This window comes from Limnospira fusiformis SAG 85.79 (assembly GCF_012516315.1).
GTDB classification, from domain to species: domain Bacteria; phylum Cyanobacteriota; class Cyanobacteriia; order Cyanobacteriales; family Microcoleaceae; genus Limnospira; species Limnospira fusiformis.
Window position 1 is genome coordinate 4,496,484 of the sequence record NZ_CP051185.1, and the last position, 19,011, is coordinate 4,515,494.

The window sequence follows — 19,011 nt, forward strand, 5'->3', positions numbered from 1 at the left end:
ATGTATTTACTTGATACCGATATTTTTATTGACATTCAAAGAGGCTTTACACCTGCTTTAAGTTGGTTTGTCTCTCTCCAAGAACTGCCCAGTATCCCTGGCTTCGTTGTTATGGAGTTGATTCAGGACGCACAAAATAAGCAACAAGTTCGTAAAGCCTTGCAACTTGTTGCACCACTACCTGTAGTCTGGCCTACTGAAATTGACTGTGCGCGTGCGCTCTCAGATTTCACGGCTTACCATTTATCACATAAAGTGGGATTAATTGATGCTTTGATAGCTGCCTGTGCTGTAGGTCAGGGCTTTACCCTTTGCACCTTCAATACTAAGCATTATCGAGTCATTCCAGGACTAAAAATAGAGCAACCGTATAACCGCTAGGCGCGGGCTAACTTCACCGTTAAATTCTATCAAGGTGGGGATGTGCTGTTTTTGTAGCAATGACTGAGTTGCTTGAGCGGGCAATACAGATCCTGCGGGCGAAGCTCTACGATATTAAACTCCAAGAGCGGCAGGAGAAGGTGACTTCGTTGCGGCGATCGCAGGTGGGGACGGGGGCGCGATCGGAGAAGATCCGCACCTACAATTACAAGGACAACCGGATCACGGATCACCGTTTGGGGCAAAATTTCACGCTGGCAAATATCCTCGATGGGGATATTGATCAGGTGATGGAGGCTTGTATTTCTCAGGATCAGCAGGAGCGGCTGGAGCAGTTGGCCAATGCAACGGAGTAAGGTGTGGGGTGTGCCCACCGACCTTTGTGTTTAATCAACAGTTGGGTGGTGGATTTTGTCAACCTCCGGAATGTGGGTTTAAGTCTGTTTCTGAACGCTCACTCACCCAGTTCATCCAAAGGACTGCGAACCCCTCAGCCACCGCGATTAAGAACGTGGGTGTAAATCCTGGTGGTTTTCACATCTTTGTGGCCTAACAGTTCTTGCACTGTGCGAATGTCATAGCCATCCTCAAGCAAGTGGGTGGCAAAGCTATGGCGGAGGGTGTGGCAACTCCCGTGTTTGGTGATACTGGCTTGTTGTTTGGCTGGCTTCATCCTGCGTTGAATGCGATCTTCAGAGAGATGATGACGGCGAACGGCTCCGGAACGGGGGTCACGAGAACGATGAGCGGCTGGAAATACATACTGCCAGCCCCATTCTCGTTGGGCATTGGGATATTTGCGGGCGAGGGCATCGGGTAGCTCCACTTCGCCGTAGCCGTCGAGGAGTTCGCGATCGTGGGCGAGTTTGGTGCGGGCAATGTGTTGTTGAAGGGGGAGAATGAGCGATCGGGGCAACATGGTGATGCGATCCTTTTTGCCTTTGCTGTTACGGATGAGGATTTGGCCATGGTCAAAGTCCACGTCCTTAACTCGCAGTCGTAGGCATTCAGTCAACCGCATCCCAGTCCCGTAGAGTAGGCGGATGACCAAGGCCTCTGGGTCATCCCCAACCTTAGCCAGGATTGCCAGCACTTCCGGGCGCGAGAACACAGTGGGCAACCGCTTGGGGCACTGGGGCCGCTCAAGGACATCAAGGTCTGGCAAGGGAAGGTCAAGAACTTAGCGGTAGAGAACGAGCAAGGCACTGGGGGCAACGTTTTGGGTGGAGGCAGCCATTTTTTTATCGACCGCGAGGTAGTAAGAGGCGCGGAGTTCTGGTACTCCCATCTCTCTGGGGTGGCGTTTTTGTTGAAACAAGATGAAGTCTCGGATATAGTAGAGTATGGAACTTCTCGGTTTTGCGACTGAGATGCCTAAAGCGGATGGCTTGGCGCACGCGATCAAGAAGTTTGGGCGGTTGAGGCACTGATGAGTGGTCATAAGGAGAAAATTATCATGCAGATTACGATTGAACTTCCCGACGACATAGCCAATCAATTACAACCCGTCAATGTTTCCCGCCGAGTTCTAGAACTTATCGCTGCCGATCACTATCGTCAAGGTCGTATTGGAGCCGCCGAAGTGCGACAAATACTTAACTTTTCCTCTCGTTGGGAAACCTACAAATTTCTTAAGCGTGAGAAAGCTTATTTGCCCTATACTGAAGACGATTTAGAGCAGGATGTCCAAGCGATTCGCAATCTGTTGGCTACGGAATGATTATTGTTTCCAATACCTCCCCAATCAACTACCTGATTCTGATTGGGCAGATCGACTTACTACCTGAATTGTTCCGGCAGGTCATCATTCCCCAAGCAGTTTATAGCGAACTATCTGATACGGAAGCTCCAAACCTTGTCCGAACTTGGATAACAACTCCACCCAATTGGCTCAAAATTCAACCTCAACCTGTCAGCCAAGCTTCGGATACAATCATTAATTTGCTTGATCCTGGAGAACGTGCAGCTATCCTTCTAGCCCAAGAACTGAAAGCTAACTTACTTTTGCTAGATGACATGAAAGCGCGACGCACTGCGATAGACAGAGGTTTGAGCATTACAGGTATCCTCGGAATTTTGGATCAGGCAGCAACCCTAAAGCTCATCGACCTACCTCTTGCCGTTCAAAGCCTTCAAGCTACATCTTTTTGGGCATCTGACAGTTTGTTTCAAAGGTTATTAGACAAGCACACTTAAAGCCTCACTACGTAGACTAAAGTACACCGCTCAACTTGAATCTACATCCTCTGAGATCGGGCTAACAAATCGATGGAGCCGACCGTATCAAGATTATCTGTGGGAAACCGAGGTTATCTGCGGCGGCTCATCTCAACGGTTAGACGCTTCGTTATTTACAAAAGTATGCTGATTAAGTTTGGGCCAGATAATCTTAGAAGATCGGGGGAATTATGGCTTTAGGTATCGCTGTTGTATCATTACTTCTGTTATGTTATTTATATCTCAAATTGAGGGCTGCGGATTGCGCTTTTGTGGAAATGAACCAACGCGATTGGCACATCCATCTCTTGCCGAAACCGTCGTTATTTGCCCGTCTTTTTAATATCATCATTGATAAACGCGGCGCTTCACTTTTGATCACGCTCTTAGAGAAAACAGCCATCGCATCAGCTTTGAAGAAGTCTGTTCGGCAAATGGAAGAGGCCGAAGCCAGTGGACGTGTCCCTGCTATTCTATGTGATGCCGCCGCACGTCAAGCTATGCGGTCGCGATTGGCAAACTACGCGGATGATATGCGCGCCTCTGTCACCCTCAACGCGCTTGCCAAAGTATCCAACTACGCCGGAGCATTGCACTATTTTTCTAATCATGCGGGTTTACTCAAATTAGGTGCAGAAGCGCATAATGAAGTTGTGCGTCAACCCGTCTTCATCGTGTCTATGCCGCGTACGGCTACTACCATTCTCCACCGCACGCTGGCTACAGATACTTCGCGTTGGCGAGCCTTCGACTTGGCGGATATGATTATGCCCTTGCCGCCTATCCCCCGTTCAGACCGCGCGCGCCGTGATCAGTTGGCCGAGAAAGTGCAAAAGAATTTTATCGAGCCACTTAAACGAATTTATCCGGGTTGGTATGAGTGCTTGGAGACAATGCATGCGATGAAACCTAACCAAGTGGATGAAGACTTGGGTATCTATGATTCTGGACTTGGCTTTGGCTACCAAGATACGCTAATGCTTCTTTATCCAGAGCAGCGGGCCCGTGGAATGCCTCTTGAAAGTGCTGAACTGGCTGCCTATCGTTATGCTTGGCTCGATATGGTTATGCGCATTCATCAAACTTTGGAGCCCGATAGCGACAAGACGTGGCTGATGAAAGACCCTAACCACACGGCCTTCCTGCCGCAACTCCGGCAGCAATTTCCGGATGCCCGCTTCATTTTTACCCATCGCCCTCCCCGTGAGATTTTACCCAGTATGGCAAAGTTGTTCGTGGTTTTTACATGTATCTTTGTTGAACCCGGCGCACCGGGAACCACTTCAGCAGAGTGGGGACAGTATGCTTTGGAAAAGACTAACTTTTTCTTGAGCGGGATTGTTGATTACACTAAGGCAAATCCGCCGGATGAAGACCACCGTATCGATTTCTTGTTCTCGGAGTTGGCACCGAATATGGTTGAGTGTATCGGGCGAATCTACGAGATGTGTTTTGATGAAAAACCAACCGCAGAGGCGAAGGCGGCTATGCAGGCTTACCTTGACGATCATAAGCGTGATAAAAAGGGGAATCAACCCCGTTCCTTGCAAGATTTTCACTTGACGGAGGCCAAAATCGCCTTTGAGGAATATAGCAATATGTTCTTAAGAGATAGCGTCTAACAACTCGCTGCACCCGACACGCGCTGCGCGCGTGGTGGCGGCGGAGAGCCGCGCCTTGAAGCTAGTTGACTGGCGGTGGTGCTGGCACCGCACCCGCGCGTGCGGGTGAGCTCGAGGTCGTTAAATCTTATTAAGGTGGGGATGTGATGTTTTTCGAGACAATGCCTACTTTTTAACAACATTGGCAGAATCAGGGAAGTATACCGGCTTTCCAACAGCGCGATCGCACTATGCTCAATCTACCTGAGAGCTGCGATAATCGATAGAATGGGTACAAAGTTCTGGGTAGAGTGGCAATGACTGAGTTGCTTGAGGGTGCGATCGCCTTTGTTACCAGCCTTACCTGAAAGTGAGCAGAATGCGATCGCTTCGCGCTCTGGGATAACTCATGCTCCCGGTCTCCCGATATTCTTGCCAAACTGGCAGATACAGAGATATCGCAGTCGCCAAAGCGATTAAGACATTGCCAATCTTGAGGATCTGTAGGGTGGGCATTGCTCACCTGGCTAGTCGTTAGTGTATATTACGTCCTAATCATCTTGACTATGGCTGTAGTATTATTGTTTGCTTTCATAATATCACATTAAAATAAAGTATGTCAGGGGAATCAGCCAATTTTGAATTTTTGCGATCGCATGACCTTCAGTTAGTACGTCTTGGGGCTTTAGCTGAACGCTATTTCCGAGATGACCCCGGTACTTGCCTGATTAAGTTACGGCAGTTTGCTGAAGTGCTGGCACAATTGACCGCCGCCAAAACAGGTCAGTTTGTTTCTACCGAGGAAGCCCAGGCAGATTTATTGAAACGGTTGAAGTTTCAACGGGTGATATCGCCCGAAGTCGCTGATCTGTTCCATCAGATCAGAATTGCAGGCAATAGGGCAACCCATGAATATATTGGCGATCATAGGTCAGCCCTGACCATGTTAAAGATGGCCAGACAACTGGCTATCTGGTTTCATCGAACATTCAGTGGCAATACCAGCTTTAGGGCGGGTGCTTTTGTGCCGCCGCCGAACCCAACAGATGTAACAGCCGAACTGGCAGCCGAACTTGAACGCTTGCGGATTGCCCTTGAAGAGACCCGCAGCGAGGCAGAAAGGGCAAGGCTGGCAGCCGAAGAACAGGCTAGGGCGGTGCTGAGTGCCGAGGAGAAAGCCCGTCAGGAAGCTGAAAACCGTTCATTATGGGAGCAGCTTGCGGTCGAGTCGGAACAGGCAAGATCAGCCCTTGAAGTTCAGTTAGCCACCCTTCAGGCAGCATCGAAGCAGTTACCCGCCCAACAGACCGCCGCTATTATTTCTCTGGCTGATCGGGCGGCGACCGTGATTGATCTCGATGAAGATGAAACACGGGCAATTATTGATCAGCAATTGCAGGATGCAGGCTGGTTAGCTGATACCCAAAACTTGCGTCATGACAAGGGCGTAAGACCCGTTAAGGGGAAGAATATGGCGATCGCCGAATGGCCAACGGCTAACGGTATTGCTGACTATGCCCTGTTTGTGGGTACAAGCTGTATCGGCTTCATTGAAGCCAAGCGCAGGCGCAAGAATGTTTCTGCTGCCATTGATCAGGCCGAGCGATACGCCAGAGGGTTTCAGGCGGGTGATGGTTTTGCTCCTATTGATGGTAGCCCATGGGGTGAGTTCCAGTTTCCTTTTGTGTTTGCCACCAATGGGCGACCTTATCTCAAACAGATTGAGACCGAAAGCGGGATCTGGTTTCGGGATGTGCGCCAGCCCACCAATCGCCGCCGTGCCTTAGTAGGCTGGTACACCCCGGAAGGCTTGGCAGCGCTGCTAGGGATGGATCGTGAAACTGCCCATGCTCACCTGAAAACCCAGCCCTATCGGTTTGGTTTTCCGTTGCGTCCTTATCAACAACGAGCGATCGCAGCGGTGGAAATGGCCCTAGAGTCCGATCGCCGTGAGATGTTGGTGGCAATGGCCACCGGAACGGGTAAGACAAAACTGGCGATCGCCCTGCTCTACCGACTCTTAACCGCCAAACGGTTTCGCCGGGTTTGTTTTGTCGTCGATCGCAGTGCTTTAGGCAGTCAGGCAGCCGGTGAGTTTCGGACGACCAAGGTTGTCACCGCTAAAGCCTTTGGGGATATTTTCGGGTTACAGGGGTTAGGAGATATTACCCCAGAGTCAGAAACCAAGGTGCATATCTGCACCATTCAGGGGCTAGTGAAGCGGGTGCTGTATGCCAGCGAACCCCGAACAGTTCCCCCCATTGACCAATATGATCTGCTGTTGATTGATGAATGTCACCGAGGCTATCTGCTGGATCGGGAAATGTCCGATGCCGAGCTAAGTTTTCGCAGTCAGGATGATTATATCTCTAAGTATCGTCGAGTTTTAGAGCATTTTGATGCGGTCAAGATCGGATTGACAGCCACGCCAGCCCTGCATACCGTGCAGATTTTTGGTGAACCCGTGTTTACCTACGCTTACCGGGAGGCTGTGATCGATGGGTTTCTGATTGACCATGAACCACCCGTGCAGATTACCACTACCTTGAGTCGGAGTGGGATTCAGTTTCGGGCGGGGGAAGCACTCGATGCGATCTACTCTCCCACCGGGCATCTACAGCGCATTTACGCCCCAGACGATCTCAATTTCGAGGTAGAGGAGTTCAATAAGAAGGTGATCACGATTCCTTTCAATAAGGCAGTTGCCAAGGAACTAGCCAAACATATCGATCCGAACTTGCCCGGTAAGACCTTGATTTTTGCCGTGAATGATGCCCATGCGGATATTGTGGTCGATCAGGTGAAGCAGGCAATGGCTGATTATTACGGCGAGATCGAGGATGCCGCCGTTCGCAAGATTACAGGCAGTGTGGACAAGGTAGGGGATTTGATCCGTTCTTACCGTAATGATGCCATGCCTCAGATCGCGGTCACGGTTGACCTCTTGACCACCGGCATTGATGTTCCGAAGATTACCAATCTGGTGTTTTTGCGGCGGGTGAATAGCCGGATTCTTTATGAGCAGATGTTGGGACGGGCAACCCGCCAATGCCCTGAGATTGATAAAGAAACGTTCCGTATTTTTGATGCGGTTGATTTATATGCCAAGTTACAGACTTTGACCGAGATGAAACCCGTTGTGGTCAATCCTGCCATCAGCCTTGAGCAGTTATTTGATGAGTTTGCTCAGGTTACCGAGGCGGATCACCGTGCTGTCATCCGGGATCAGATCGTGGTTAAACTGCGGCGGAAGTTGGGGCGGTTGGCGGATCAAGCCAGAGATCGCTATGAGGCCGATATCGGGGAAACCCCAGAAGAGACGCTCGAGCGGTTCAGGACTTCCCCGCTGCCCGAGTTGGCGGGCTGGGTGAGCGATCGCCCCGGTATCGGGCGGATTTTGGATTGGAATCCAGAAGGGGGTGAGGGGAGCTTGCTGCCGATTTCTCATCACCCTGATGAGGTTGTTGCCGTGACCCGTGGTTATGGATCGGGGCAAAAACCTGATGATTTTCTCGATAGCTTTACCGCCTATGTGCGGGATAACGTCAATCAGTTGGCTGCTTTAACCGTGGTATTGCAAAGGCCCAGGGAGCTAACCCGCGCCCAGCTTCGTGAATTGCGCCTAGAGCTTGATAAGATGGGCTATTCAGAAACCAATTTGCGCCAAGCGTGGCAGGAAGCCAAGAATGAGGATATTGCCGCCTCGATCATTGACTTTATCCGTCAAGCGGCGCTGGGCGATCCGCTGATTCCCTATGATGAGCGGGTCAAAGCAGCCATGAAACGCATCCTGGCAAAACGAGCCTGGACAGACCCGCAGCGCAAATGGTTAAAGCGGATTGGGGAACAGGTCGCCCGTGAGTTTATTGTTGATCGCGCTGCCCTGGATCAGGAGCCTTTCGGAAATGACGGGGGGTTTAATCGCCTCAACCGTATTTTTGAGGGACAACTGGAAGCTATTTTAGGAGATATAAACGAGGAGTTATGGCGAAGGACAGCTTGATTGCCCTCATCCCCCAGCCCCTTCTGCCAAGCAGGGAGAAGGGGAGCCAATCCCCCAGCTCATTTTCTGCCAAGCAGGGAGAAGGGGAGCCAATCCCCCAGCTCATTTTCTGCCAAGCAGGGAGAAGGGGAGCCAATCCCCCAGCTCATTTTCTGCCAAGCAGGGAGAAGGGGAGCCAATCCCCCAGCTCATTTTCTGCCAAGCAGGGAGAAGGGGAGCCAATCCCCCAGCTCATTCTGCCAAGCAGGGAGAAGGGGAGCCAATCCCCCAGCTCATTCTGCCAAGCAGGGAGAAGGGGAGCCAATCCCCCAGCTCATTTTCTGCCAAGCAGGGAGAAGGGGAGCCAATCCCCCAGCTCATTTTCTGCCAAGCAGGGAGAAGGGGAGCCAATCCCCCAGCTCATTTTCTGCCAAGCAGGGAGAAGGGGAGCCAATCAAAGTCCCTCTCCCTCTTTGGGAGAGGGATTTAGGGTGAGGGAGAGTCAATGAGTACCAGTAACGTAACCCGTGATATTGTCGCGAAACTTTGGAATTTGTGTCATATCCTGCGAGATGATGGCATTACCTATAACGAATATGTCACCGAATTAACCTATTTGTTATTTCTCAAGATGCTGGCGGAGACGGGGCGGGAAGATTGTTTACCGCAGGAGTATCGCTGGAGCGCATTGGATAGCCGCGAAGGGTTGGAGCAGTTGGAGTTTTATCGCCAGCTTCTGCTTGATTTGGGGAATCAGAAGAAGGTTGCTGACCCCGTGATTCTGGCTATTTTTACCGATGCTCAAACCAGACTGAGAAAGCCCACCAATTTGAAATCGCTCACGGATGCTATTGATCGGCTGGACTGGTTTTCGGCACGAGAAGAAGGCTTAGGCAACCTTTATGAAGGGTTGTTGGAGAAGAACGCCGCCGAGAAGAAATCCGGGGCAGGGCAATACTTCACACCGCGCCCCTTGATTGATTGCATTGTCAGGCTGGTGCAGCCCCAGGCGGGCGAGGTTATCCAAGACCCGGCAGCGGGGACGGGGGGCTTTCTGGTAGCGGCGGATCAGTATGTCAAAAACCAGACGGATGACTTGTACACCCTGACCCAGGAGCAGGGGCGTTTCCAGCGTAATGAGGCTTATCGAGGGTTGGAGTTAGTACCCGATACGCACCGTCTTTGCCTGATGAATTTGATGTTGCATGGCATTGAAAGCGTGGTGATGTGTGGGGATAGCCTGTCACCGGATGGGGAGAGTTTGGGCAAGGCTGATGTGATTCTCACCAATCCACCCTTCGGAACCAAGAAGGGGGGCGGACGACCTACCCGATCGGATTTTTCGGTGACCGCAGAAACCTCTAACAAGCAGTTGGCGTTTGTGGAGCATATTTACCGCGCTCTGAAACCAGGGGGCAGGGCGGCGGTGGTGTTGCCGGATAATGTGTTGTTTGAGGATAATACGGGGCGCAAGCTGAGGCAGCAGCTTATGGATTTGTGCGATCTGCATACCATTTTGCGCTTGCCGACCGGGATTTTCTATGCTCAGGGGGTGAAAACTAATGTGCTGTTTTTCACGCGGGGCAAGACGGACAGGGGCAACACGAAGGCAGTGTGGGTGTATGACCTGCGGGCAAATATGATCAGTTTTGGTAAGACGAGACTGCTGACGGTGGCGGATTTTGCCGAGTTTGAAGCGGCTTTTGGGGATGACCCGTTGGGGAAAGCGCCGCGCACTGACCAGGGGGAGGAAGGGCGATTCCGCTGCTTCACCCGTGAGGAGATTGCTGCCCGCAATGATAACCTAGACATTAGCTGGTTGCGGGATACCAGCGATGACCCAGAGGATGACCTAACCGAGCCGGAGGAAATTGCGGAGGCGATCGCTACCCATTTAGGCAACGCCCTGCGGGAAATTGAGATTATGATGGAGGAGTTTAGCAACGGAGCAGATAGCCGATGACTTTACGGCTGCATTGACGATGAAACGTTTATTCGTCATCAATAAATTTACACCCAATGAAGATGATATGGAAACAGATCTGAGTATGCACACAATTCAATTAAGGTCTTATGTGGGCAGTGATGGATTATTACATATTTCGTTGCCTGACTTACAGGATACGGAGGTTGATATTATTTTGGTATATCAGCCAGCAAAACCATTAGTAAAAACATCGTCAAAACGACAATGGTCTCCCGATTTTTTAAGTGTATTTGGAGCTTGGGAAGGTGAGCCACTTGTGAGGGCTGTTCAAGAGGAGGCATCCGAGCGGGAGTCGTTTTAATGTCTTATTTGCTGGATACTAATACCTGCATCAATTATATTAATCGGCGTAGCATGAGCGTTTATCAACACCTCATGGCATTATCTCCCGACGATGTGTATATTTGCGAAGATTGGGAGGCCGAAAATCCATGAAAACCCAAGCTGAGGTGATTTATCTATGAATACAACTCAAGAAGCAATTATTCATTGTTTACGACAACAGAGGAGTTTGATTTATGTCTAAGCGGGGCGATCGCGAGCCTTTAGCCGATCGCCTACTCAAACAACTCGCAACTCTAGCCCCAGATGACCTTGATTTAGTCATTGATTTTGTCAGTTTACTACACCAGAGAAAGCATAGCTCTTTGGGCAAACGCCTACGAGACCTATTTCGAGAAACCCAAGCATTACCCGGTGTAAGCCAGATTACTGAGGAAGATATTGCGGCTGAAATTGAGGCATATCGTAGAGGCGAGTGAAAATTTTAATCGATACAAATGTTTTAGTTTCTGCTGTTTTACGGGATCGTATTCCAGAACAAGTTGTGCTTTATGTTAAAGACATATCGGGCGATCTCAAAACTCGATTTTCAAAAATTCCTGATCAGGAGACTGGTTTATGTCTATCACCAACTTTGCCCCCAAATACACCAACCATTGGAGCGATCGCCATGATGACTAAGATTCAACAAACGAATAAACTGCTAGAGCAGCTAGAAACACTAACTCCTGAAGAGATAAATATGGTAATCGCTTTTGCTGATTTCTTGCACTATAAAAAAAGCCTTCAGTCACCAAAGCAAGTCATTCAGAAGCACCCAGGATCTACCACTCACTTCAGTCCCAAAAACTTGTCTAAACTCCGAGGGATTGCTAAACCTGTATCGGTTTTAGAACAGTCTGATCCTCAGACAGACTATGTTGATTATCTAACGAACAAATACACATAATGCGAGTTTTAATCGATACCAATGTGGTGCTTGACTTTCTACAAGAGCGGGAACCTTTTGTAGAGAATGCAGCGAGAATTTTTCAGCAGATTGATGCTGGGGAAATTGAAGGAGTGATTACCGCTACCACAATCACTAATATTTATTATATTATTCGGAAGTTCGCCGGAGATGGAGTTGCTCGAGACGCGATCGCCCAAATTCTGATCGATCTCACGATCGCCCCTGTGAATCGAGATGTTTTAGAAGGAGCGATCGCTCTACAATTCGCTGATTTTGAGGATGCTGTACAGTATGTATGTGGTATTAGCCATCCTGTAGATGTCATTGTTACTCGTGATGTTACTGGGTTTAGCGCGGCAACCATTCCAGTGGTGCTACCGGAAAACTTTGATGATTTCAAGCTAAGATTGCGGCTGGACGATCCCAGATGATGTTGGCAGAGCGATCGCATTATCGCGGCTAAAGGAAACAACCCCATGAGACAATTACCAATGGAGTTCGAGATTAACCAAAATCGCGCGATCGCCCCTAATCATTTGCGAAATGCTCTGGCAGAAATTGGGGCATATAGTGAGAAGATGGAAGGCGATGAACCGCAAGAGGAGAGAGCAGCGTGAGTGAATTGCCGAAGGGGTGGGTTTTTAGTTCTCTTCTGGGTATTGTCAATCTTCACGACAGTCAGCGTATTCCCTTGAACCAGAAGCAACGTGCTGAACGTCAGGGTGCATATCCATACTATGGAGCTAATGGACAGGTAGATTCGATAGATGGTTTTATTTTTGATGGCAATTACATTCTCTTAGCTGAAGATGGTGGTTATTTTGATCACCCATTTAAAGGCGTGGCCTATGAAGTCTCTGGGCGATTTTGGGTCAATAATCATGCTCATATTCTTTCTCCTTGTAGTGAAATTCCAATAAGGTTTTTATTCTATGTTCTTAATTCACTTGATTGGATGCCTTATGTAGGAGGTTCTACAAGATTAAAATTAACCCAAGAATCAATGCGTAGGGTATTAATCCCCCTTCCCCCACTCAACGAACAACGGCGGATTGTTGCCAAGCTCGATCGCCTCTTTGCCCGTAGTCGTTGTGCCCGTGAGGAGTTGGGGCGGGTGTCTGGGTTAGTTCAGCGCTACAAACAAGCCGTCCTAGCCGCCGCCTTCCGTGGCGATCTCACAGCAGATTGGCGGGCAGAGAATCCTGATGTAGAGCCAGCATCAGAACTTTTAAAGCAAATTCAACTAAATCGAGAACAACAAGTTAATTTATATCGTCGAAATAAAAAATCGAAGAAATCGATAGATTTGTTTGATGCTACTACTGTTCTATATAGTGAAAATAAACATCCAAAAGATATACCAAATACATGGATTAGATGCCATATTGGTGACATTGCAAATGTCTGTAATGGCAGCACGCCATCTAGAAAATCTTCTGAGTATTGGAATGGAAATATCAGTTGGGTGAGTTCAGGCGAAGTCCGTAACAATGTCATTTTGAGGACAAAAGAGGCTATAACTCAACAGGGTTATGATAATTCTTCTGTCCGTATTTTGCCAGTGGGTACAGTTCTACTTGCTATGATTGGCGAAGGAAAAACAAGAGGGCAAACAGCAATTTTAAGAATTGACGCAACAATCAATCAGAATATAGCTGGTGTGATTACTGATCATGGCTTAATCTTATCTGAATATTTGTGGTATTGGTTTCAGTATCAGTATGAATCGACTAGGGAGCAAGGGAGTGGATCCGGGCCTCAGGCATTGAATTGTCAACGTGTCAGAGAGTTACCATTCATAGTTTCTCCTCTTATAGAACAAAAAGAGATTGTTAAGCGGGTTGAAAAGCTGTTCAAAGTGATAGATATCATCGAGCAGGAACATCAAAAAGCCAGCAAACTCCTCGATCGCCTAGAGAAAGCCACCCTATCCAAAGCCTTTCGGGGCGAACTCGTACCCCAAGACCCCAACGACGAACCCGCCGCAGTCTTGTTAGAACGCATCCAAGCCCAACGGCAGACGCAACCCAAACGCAAAGCAAAATCGACCCGCAAACCCAAAGCGAATTGAGGGGGTGCGATCGAGGCTAACACTGCTCAACAGGATGTTTCAGAGCGGGATGAGGATATCCTGGTTAATGAGATTGACCCTGTGTATGGGTGGAGTTCCCAGCCAAGTCATTTGGCATGACGGCAATACTTGACACCAGTTTTTTGTTGAGTTGTTGCCCTAAAACGCCAGCTAACAACCCCTTGGCAGCGGACGCTTGAGATATCTTGATGGGGATCCAAAGGTTATCTGTCGCCGCTTATCTTGGTGGTTGGGTAGCCATACTTTTGGATGCCACACTAAAACGAGGTGCTGGATTTTCGTAAGTAGGTAGACTCAATAGCTGCGAAACCGCCCCAAAAAAAGCACAGCCTTGGGTAAAATAAAGAAGCGATGTGATTTTGTCGTGTTAACTGCTTCTGAAAAATGACAAAACTACTTCAACAGGCGATCGCCCAAATCCAACAACTCCCACCGGACCAACAAGATGCGATCGCCGCTCGATTTTTGGCAGAGGACAACATTGGCAGGCTCAGGGAAGTCTACCCGCTTTCCAAGAGCGCGATCGGGCTATGCTCAATCTGCCTGAGAGCCGCGATAATGGATAGAATGAGTACAAAGTTCTGGGTGAAGTGGCAATGACTGAGTTGCTTGAGGGTGCGATCGCCTAATTGAAAAGCCTGCTGATGAGCAAGATGCGATCGCTCCTCGTTTACTTACTCAGATGCTAGAATAGGGCAGCAACGCGGTTTCATTAGCAATATAGCCATGTCTAAAACAATAGTCGAGCGGCAAGATCTTGTTGAGGTAGTAAATGCTCTGCCTGATGAGGTTTTGGTAGAGTTGGCAAATTTTCTTGACTACTTGCGCTATAAAACGTCTCAGGATAAGAAACCTGATCTTTGTCAACAAAACTTTTTGCTCTCTGTTGCCGGCTTAGGTAAGTCTGCTCAACAGGATGTTTCAGAGCGGGATGAGGATATCCTCCTTAATGAGATTGACCCTGTGTATGGGTGGAGTTCCCAGCCAAGTAATTTGGCATGACGGCAATACTTGACACCAGTTTTTTGTTGAGTTGTTGCCCTAAAACCCCAGCTAACAACCCCTTGGCAGCGGACGCTTGAGATATCTTGATCGGGATCCAAAGGTTATCTGCCGCCGCTTATCTTGGTGGTTGGGTAGCCATACTTTTGGATGCAACACTCAAACGAGGTGCTGGATTTTCGTAAGTAGGTAGACTCAATAGCTGCGAAACCGCCCCAAAAAAAGCACAGCCTTGGGTAAAATAAAGAAGCGATGTGATTTGGTGGTGTTAACTGCTTCTGAAAAATGACAAAACTACTTCAACAGGCGATCGCCCAAATCCAACAACTCCCACCCGACCAACAAGATGCGATCGCCGCTCGATTGTTGGCAGAGTTGCAGGACGAGCAAAAATGGGAAACCAGTTTTGCTACCACGACAGACGAGCAATGGGATCAGATGGCCGCAATGGTACGGCAGGAAATCGCAGCAGGAGAAACTCTTGCCCTTGATGAGGTATTCCCAACACAAAAATGAAATCAAGCGTCACAAAGTCATTTCGCCAGCGGCTAGGTGATTTGCCTGCATCAGTTCAAGAACAAGCCCATAAAGCTTACGCCCTTTGGCAAGAAGATCCTTATCATCCGAGCCTTCAGTTCAAGCGAGTCAGTCAGAAGCAACGGATTTATTCTGCTCGTGTCAGTCTCAATTATCGTGTTTTAGGTTTACTCGAAGGCGACGATATTTACTGGTATTGGATTGGCACACACGATGATTACGATGAATTGCTAAAACGGATTTAGTCAGTAGGATTAGGGTGCGTTAGACGGGATCGATAAGGTGATTAGGGTTAGGGATAATTGAGAGATTTGATGGGTGATGGTAGCTGATACATTTACGCGACATTTTTCCGGTTGTTCCCGGACAATGCAACGATAGCACTATTACCCGTTAAGGTAACAGAGGCGGTATCCCGCAAAGCTTTTAGAAAGATTCCAAAAGCACCGTTCCAGTCCCTGGGTAGAGTGAACCCGCACTCAGGACATCGGAACACTTTTGAGCCACCTAGCTGGGAATGGACATGACCACAGTGAGTACAGGTTTTGCTGGTGTATTCTTCGGTCACATCTACAACTGTTCAGTTATTTCCGCGCTTATGTCTCAGGGTTAGTTTGAATCGATAATGCGCCCATGTCAGCATGGCGCGGGCAGTCTTAGACCTGATTAGACGCTTCACCTTGGCAACCATATTGGAAGTCTCGAAGGGGGGCCAAAAAATCAGGCTGTGTTATGGGATGGCCAGGGATGCGACCCAATCAACCAGGGGGTTGAAGTCCTCACCGGGTAGTCCCCACGCCCATTTCAGCTCGATTTCATACCCGAAGGTCTCGCACCATACTTGGTATTATACCGTATTGCCGTAAAATGTTAACCTAATTTGAGATTAAATCATGCTCCTCAATTCTAGCAAATCTGCATCAACGGCGATCGCACCGGGTGAAATGGCGATCGCACCACGGGAAGCCATGGGAGGACATAGTAACCGGGTAGAAGCAGTAGCGATAAGCCCGTTGGGCATAGCTTCGCTTACCGACCCCGACGGGAAACCATCTTCAACAGGCGATCGCCCAAATCCAACAACTCCCACCCGACCAACAAGATGCGATCGCGGCTCGATTTTTGGCAGAGGACAACATTGGCAGGCTCAGGGAAGTCTACCCGCTTTCCAAGAGCGCGATCGGGCTATGCTCAATCTGCCTGAGAGCGGCGATAATGGATAGAATGAGTACAAAGTTCTGGGTGAAGTGGCAATGACTGAGTTGCTTGAGGGTGCGATCGCCTAATTGAAAACTTTGCCTGCTGATGAGCAAGATGCGATCGCTTCGCGCTCTGGGATAATTCATTCTCCCGGTCTCCCGATATTCTTGCCAAACTAGCAGATACAGAGATAGATTTTCACCGATTTTCTGACAGTTGAAACAACAAAGAGGTCACTTATGCAAAACTCTCGTCATGTTTCCTTACTAACAAATGGACAAGATCAAGTCCTAACCATTCCCCATGAACTTGCCCTATCGGGTACAGAAGTTTTGTTACGCAAAGCAGGTCATCGCTTAATCATTGAACCCATTCCTGCTAATTCTCTCCTTTCTTTGCTAACTACGTTGCCAGACATTACGGATGATTTCCCTAATATAGATGAGGGGTTACTTCCCCTTGATGACATCACACTTTAGTACCACCCAATGACCTATCAATACCTCCTTGATACAAATATCCTGTCAGATTTGGTCAGACATCCTCAAGGTCGGATTTTCCAGCATATTGTAGATGTCTGGGAAGACAGCGTTTGTACTAGCATCATTGTGGCGTGTGAACTACGATGAAGTTAGATAATTGGTTGCTTTGAAAATACAAGATTTGGCATAGGATGTCTTTGGTTTAAGCGAAGAGCATGATTTAATCTCAAATTAGGTTAATTCCTACTGTCTAAGATGGAGTTGGTTGAGGCTATAAACTTAACACTTTAAAGACGACAGATAGTAGTAGACACCCGGTTTCCGAGGTGGCAGGCGAGCCAGGTGCAGAAACCGGGTTTTTTAACTATTCTGGATGAATTTAGCGGAAAAGTACATCTGATCGCATTGTCAGGGTCAGATCTTGTTCTGGGTTAATCACAACGACATCCACCTGACCGCGACCAATGAAGACTCCCGCCAGAGCCCCTAGTCCCGCGCCGCCGAGAACTTCCTCAGTGGCGATCGCTTTATCTCCGAGTACCCCCGCCAAAGCCGCCGCCGCCGCCGCACCCACAGCAGCACCTTTAAGGATATTACCAGCAGAAGGACCACGACGGACGGTTTCCGTGCGGGTGACAACGTTAGAATTAGCATCAAGACGATATCGGCGATTGTTGCTGATAATCACCTCATTAGCCACAAACTGAGAACCACCAGAAGCGGGTCGCAATTCCCCAACAATTTCCGCCCCTGCGGGTATCCAAACCCGTCCTTGGTTAGTACGGATATCTTGGGCGACTACCATAGTCAGAGCGGTCGTTTCTGTGGGGGTGAGAACGATTCTATCAGCTTCTGGGTATTCCACGGGGATAGTTGTTCCGGCGGAAATTCTTTCCCGTTGTAGAGAACCCGGTAATTGTTGGGCGCGCGCTACGGTTTGATGCAGCAATAGAGGGGCTGCTAGTCCAGTAGTTAAACCGAGGGTGAGGAAGATAGATGTAGCAGAACGGTAGAGTTTTTGGTGGAACATAGTTTACATTATCCTCGGGTGTAAATTAATTGATTTGTCTCTATTGACGTGGGTTGTTTGAATTTAGTTCACAATTTCTGGAGAAATTTGTTTAACCCGGACAGTTAAAGTTGGCAAAAAGCTGACGGAAACGGCGATCGCTTAGTTGAGCGACAGGGTAGGTTAATTAGGCTGTACTGGCGGTATTTAGCACATCAGCGCTCACCCTGTCTCTATAGTCTATCTGGGTTAAATATTAACCGAGATTTTAGGGAACAGGCACAGAATATTCTCTTTCTCGGACGGCGGGACCTCTGACCACAATGCGGAAGCGACGAGACGGGGGGAGGTTGGCGATTAAATCGAATTTACCTTCAGAATCCGTGACGATCGCCCGATTATCAATATCAACTATATCCATCGGATCAACTTGTCCTACAATTCTAGCTCTCCTAGGGCTAAGTCGCGTTACCTGAAACACTTGTAAATCAGACAAAGGTGGAGTTAGATCAGGAGCAGTGGGAGGTAGGTTAAGGTTAACTACGGAGGATTTTTCTCTGTTAATTTGGGTTTCTTGTCCCTCTGCGGAAGCGCCCACAATACCTTCAACGGTGCTAATACCCGTTTTACCATCTGGTCCAACATCGACCCCAAAGGAAGTTCCCCTAACTCCGGCGACAGTTACAGGGGTTTCTACTCGAAAAGGGGAGGTTTCCACAGACTCTTCAGAGTTTTGGGAGTCTTGGCTAAATATTCCTTCCCAGTTTAGGGCGGCGATTTCCTGGGGGGGGTGAGAAGCGGTAGAATTACGGAATGGGGCGCTAACAAAACGGGCGATGGAAGACCTAACCCGACCTTTGGAAATAAAAACAACGGTTTCTTGGTTAGGGTCGAGTCCTGGTTGTCCTGATAGGCTTCTAATTTCCAGGGTGGTGTTTTCTGCTAATTCCAAAACACCGATATTGCTATCTACTCGTAAAATAGCGATCGCACGTCTTCCGGTTGTGATCACGTCTCCCACCCCTAAGCGATCGCCAAATTGGGCTGGTCTACCATTAATGGTAACTCTCCCCTGGAGTTCCTCTACCATCAAACTGCGGGTGGCGGTCCGGTCAACCTGGGATAATGGGGAGGTATTAGCGATCGCCGGTTTAATAGCCCCGAAGATACCTAATTCCATCATGGTAATGGCGATCGCCGTCATTCCCGGTATCAGAAAGAAGGCATACTTGAAAAAGTTGTCACCGTTGGGCTTTAGCCAACTCGTCCCTGTTGTTACCATTTTCC

25 protein-coding genes and 2 pseudogenes are annotated in these 19,011 nt (G+C 48.7%); 21 read left to right on the top strand and 6 right to left on the bottom strand.

Features of this window, described 5'->3' with window-relative positions; all coding sequences use genetic code 11:
* Together HFV01_RS21305 and HFV01_RS21310 are read left to right on the top strand one after the other, a co-directional pair.
* Positions 1 to 381: a PIN domain-containing protein gene (locus HFV01_RS21305; protein ID WP_006669832.1), complete on the top strand. Its 381-nt coding sequence runs from the start codon at positions 1 to 3 to the stop codon at positions 379 to 381.
* 74 nt (positions 382 to 455) lie between these two features.
* Positions 456 to 737, top strand: a pseudogene (locus HFV01_RS21310) (peptide chain release factor-like protein); the annotation flags it as partial.
* Positions 738 to 871: 134 nt separating this feature from the next.
* Here HFV01_RS21310 and HFV01_RS21315 read toward each other — a convergent pair.
* Positions 872 to 1,546 carry an integron integrase gene (locus tag HFV01_RS21315; protein WP_438861251.1) on the bottom strand — a complete coding sequence of 225 codons (675 nt, stop codon included), beginning with the start codon at positions 1,544 to 1,546 and terminating at the stop codon, positions 872 to 874.
* Positions 1,547 to 1,561: 15 nt separating this feature from the next.
* The gene (locus HFV01_RS32180; RefSeq protein WP_396442770.1) at positions 1,562 to 1,822 is read right to left on the bottom strand and encodes a phage integrase N-terminal SAM-like domain-containing protein; all 261 of its coding nucleotides are present in this window, start codon (positions 1,820 to 1,822) and stop codon (positions 1,562 to 1,564) included.
* 15 nt (positions 1,823 to 1,837) lie between these two features.
* Here HFV01_RS32180 and HFV01_RS21320 point away from each other — a divergent pair, with 15 nt between their 5' ends.
* The 3 genes from HFV01_RS21320 to HFV01_RS21330 all read left to right on the top strand — a co-directional run bounded on the left by HFV01_RS21320 (position 1,838) and on the right by HFV01_RS21330 (position 4,220).
* Positions 1,838 to 2,101 carry a UPF0175 family protein gene (locus HFV01_RS21320; protein WP_008057519.1) on the top strand — a complete coding sequence of 88 codons (264 nt, stop codon included), beginning with the start codon at positions 1,838 to 1,840 and terminating at the stop codon, positions 2,099 to 2,101.
* A complete protein-coding gene (locus tag HFV01_RS21325) occupies positions 2,098 to 2,577 on the top strand; it encodes a PIN domain-containing protein (protein ID WP_006621195.1) in 480 nt (159 codons plus the stop codon). Before HFV01_RS21320 ends, HFV01_RS21325 begins: the two co-directional genes overlap by 4 nt.
* Positions 2,578 to 2,789: 212 nt before the next feature.
* The gene (locus HFV01_RS21330; RefSeq protein ID WP_006621196.1) at positions 2,790 to 4,220 is read left to right on the top strand and encodes a sulfotransferase; all 1,431 of its coding nucleotides are present in this window, start codon (positions 2,790 to 2,792) and stop codon (positions 4,218 to 4,220) included.
* A 190-nt stretch (positions 4,221 to 4,410) separates the two neighbouring features.
* Here the strand turns inward: HFV01_RS21330 and HFV01_RS21335 are convergent, their stop codons facing one another.
* Positions 4,411 to 4,722 (bottom strand): hypothetical protein, encoded by a 312-nt coding sequence (locus tag HFV01_RS21335; protein ID WP_006621197.1) that lies wholly within the window; start codon positions 4,720 to 4,722, stop codon positions 4,411 to 4,413.
* Between the two features lie 93 nt (positions 4,723 to 4,815).
* Here HFV01_RS21335 and hsdR point away from each other — a divergent pair, with 93 nt between their 5' ends.
* The 13 genes from hsdR to HFV01_RS21395 all read left to right on the top strand — a co-directional run bounded on the left by hsdR (position 4,816) and on the right by HFV01_RS21395 (position 15,278).
* The gene (gene hsdR / locus HFV01_RS21340) at positions 4,816 to 8,202 is read left to right on the top strand and encodes a type I restriction-modification system endonuclease (RefSeq protein WP_193520363.1); all 3,387 of its coding nucleotides are present in this window, start codon (positions 4,816 to 4,818) and stop codon (positions 8,200 to 8,202) included.
* 484 nt (positions 8,203 to 8,686) lie between these two features.
* The gene (locus tag HFV01_RS21345; RefSeq protein ID WP_046319991.1) at positions 8,687 to 10,144 is read left to right on the top strand and encodes a class I SAM-dependent DNA methyltransferase; all 1,458 of its coding nucleotides are present in this window, start codon (positions 8,687 to 8,689) and stop codon (positions 10,142 to 10,144) included.
* 19 nt (positions 10,145 to 10,163) lie between these two features.
* The gene (locus HFV01_RS21350) at positions 10,164 to 10,469 is read left to right on the top strand and encodes a hypothetical protein (RefSeq protein WP_006621203.1); all 306 of its coding nucleotides are present in this window, start codon (positions 10,164 to 10,166) and stop codon (positions 10,467 to 10,469) included.
* Entirely contained in the window at positions 10,469 to 10,603 is a 135-nt protein-coding gene (locus HFV01_RS31070; protein ID WP_006669842.1) for a PIN domain-containing protein, read from the top strand. Before HFV01_RS21350 ends, HFV01_RS31070 begins: the two co-directional genes overlap by 1 nt.
* Before the next feature lie 83 nt (positions 10,604 to 10,686).
* The gene (locus HFV01_RS21355; RefSeq protein WP_193520364.1) at positions 10,687 to 10,929 is read left to right on the top strand and encodes a hypothetical protein; all 243 of its coding nucleotides are present in this window, start codon (positions 10,687 to 10,689) and stop codon (positions 10,927 to 10,929) included.
* On the top strand, positions 10,926 to 11,399 hold the full coding sequence (locus tag HFV01_RS21360) for a hypothetical protein (RefSeq protein WP_193520365.1): 474 nt from the start codon (positions 10,926 to 10,928) through the stop codon (positions 11,397 to 11,399). Before HFV01_RS21355 ends, HFV01_RS21360 begins: the two co-directional genes overlap by 4 nt.
* Entirely contained in the window at positions 11,399 to 11,833 is a 435-nt protein-coding gene (locus HFV01_RS21365) for a type II toxin-antitoxin system VapC family toxin (protein ID WP_006621206.1), read from the top strand. Before HFV01_RS21360 ends, HFV01_RS21365 begins: the two co-directional genes overlap by 1 nt.
* A gap of 45 nt (positions 11,834 to 11,878) precedes the next feature.
* On the top strand, positions 11,879 to 12,019 hold the full coding sequence (locus HFV01_RS21370) for a hypothetical protein (RefSeq protein ID WP_193520366.1): 141 nt from the start codon (positions 11,879 to 11,881) through the stop codon (positions 12,017 to 12,019).
* Positions 12,016 to 13,473 (top strand): restriction endonuclease subunit S, encoded by a 1,458-nt coding sequence (locus HFV01_RS21375; RefSeq protein ID WP_193520367.1) that lies wholly within the window; start codon positions 12,016 to 12,018, stop codon positions 13,471 to 13,473. The genes HFV01_RS21370 and HFV01_RS21375 overlap by 4 nt, the downstream gene beginning before the upstream one ends.
* A 405-nt stretch (positions 13,474 to 13,878) precedes the next feature.
* The gene (locus tag HFV01_RS21380; RefSeq protein ID WP_006621210.1) at positions 13,879 to 14,094 is read left to right on the top strand and encodes a hypothetical protein; all 216 of its coding nucleotides are present in this window, start codon (positions 13,879 to 13,881) and stop codon (positions 14,092 to 14,094) included.
* Between the two features lie 126 nt (positions 14,095 to 14,220).
* A complete protein-coding gene (locus HFV01_RS21385; RefSeq protein ID WP_006621211.1) occupies positions 14,221 to 14,496 on the top strand; it encodes a hypothetical protein in 276 nt (91 codons plus the stop codon).
* A gap of 285 nt (positions 14,497 to 14,781) precedes the next feature.
* Positions 14,782 to 15,012, top strand: coding sequence for a hypothetical protein (locus HFV01_RS21390; protein WP_006621212.1), 231 nt, complete (start codon positions 14,782 to 14,784; stop codon positions 15,010 to 15,012).
* 41 nt (positions 15,013 to 15,053) lie between these two features.
* Complete coding sequence (locus tag HFV01_RS21395) at positions 15,054 to 15,278, top strand: ParE family toxin-like protein (protein ID WP_228116490.1); 225 nt, start codon at positions 15,054 to 15,056, stop codon at positions 15,276 to 15,278.
* 92 nt (positions 15,279 to 15,370) lie between these two features.
* Here HFV01_RS21395 and HFV01_RS21400 read toward each other — a convergent pair.
* Positions 15,371 to 15,763, bottom strand: a pseudogene (locus HFV01_RS21400) (zinc ribbon domain-containing protein); the annotation flags it as partial.
* A gap of 163 nt (positions 15,764 to 15,926) precedes the next feature.
* On the opposite strand from HFV01_RS21400, the gene HFV01_RS31075 reads away from it, so the two are divergent.
* The 3 genes from HFV01_RS31075 to HFV01_RS21415 all read left to right on the top strand — a co-directional run bounded on the left by HFV01_RS31075 (position 15,927) and on the right by HFV01_RS21415 (position 16,862).
* Complete coding sequence (locus HFV01_RS31075) at positions 15,927 to 16,256, top strand: hypothetical protein (RefSeq protein WP_006669846.1); 330 nt, start codon at positions 15,927 to 15,929, stop codon at positions 16,254 to 16,256.
* A gap of 216 nt (positions 16,257 to 16,472) precedes the next feature.
* On the top strand, positions 16,473 to 16,712 hold the full coding sequence (locus HFV01_RS21410) for an antitoxin (RefSeq protein WP_006621216.1): 240 nt from the start codon (positions 16,473 to 16,475) through the stop codon (positions 16,710 to 16,712).
* Positions 16,713 to 16,721: 9 nt separating this feature from the next.
* Entirely contained in the window at positions 16,722 to 16,862 is a 141-nt protein-coding gene (locus HFV01_RS21415; RefSeq protein WP_006669848.1) for a PIN domain-containing protein, read from the top strand.
* Positions 16,863 to 17,094: 232 nt separating this feature from the next.
* Here the strand turns inward: HFV01_RS21415 and HFV01_RS21420 are convergent, their stop codons facing one another.
* Both HFV01_RS21420 and HFV01_RS21425 read right to left on the bottom strand, forming a co-directional pair.
* The gene (locus HFV01_RS21420; protein WP_006621217.1) at positions 17,095 to 17,745 is read right to left on the bottom strand and encodes a hypothetical protein; all 651 of its coding nucleotides are present in this window, start codon (positions 17,743 to 17,745) and stop codon (positions 17,095 to 17,097) included.
* A gap of 247 nt (positions 17,746 to 17,992) precedes the next feature.
* The gene (locus tag HFV01_RS21425) at positions 17,993 to 19,006 is read right to left on the bottom strand and encodes a FecR family protein (RefSeq protein ID WP_235677617.1); all 1,014 of its coding nucleotides are present in this window, start codon (positions 19,004 to 19,006) and stop codon (positions 17,993 to 17,995) included.
* Positions 19,007 to 19,011 lie beyond the last annotated feature (5 nt).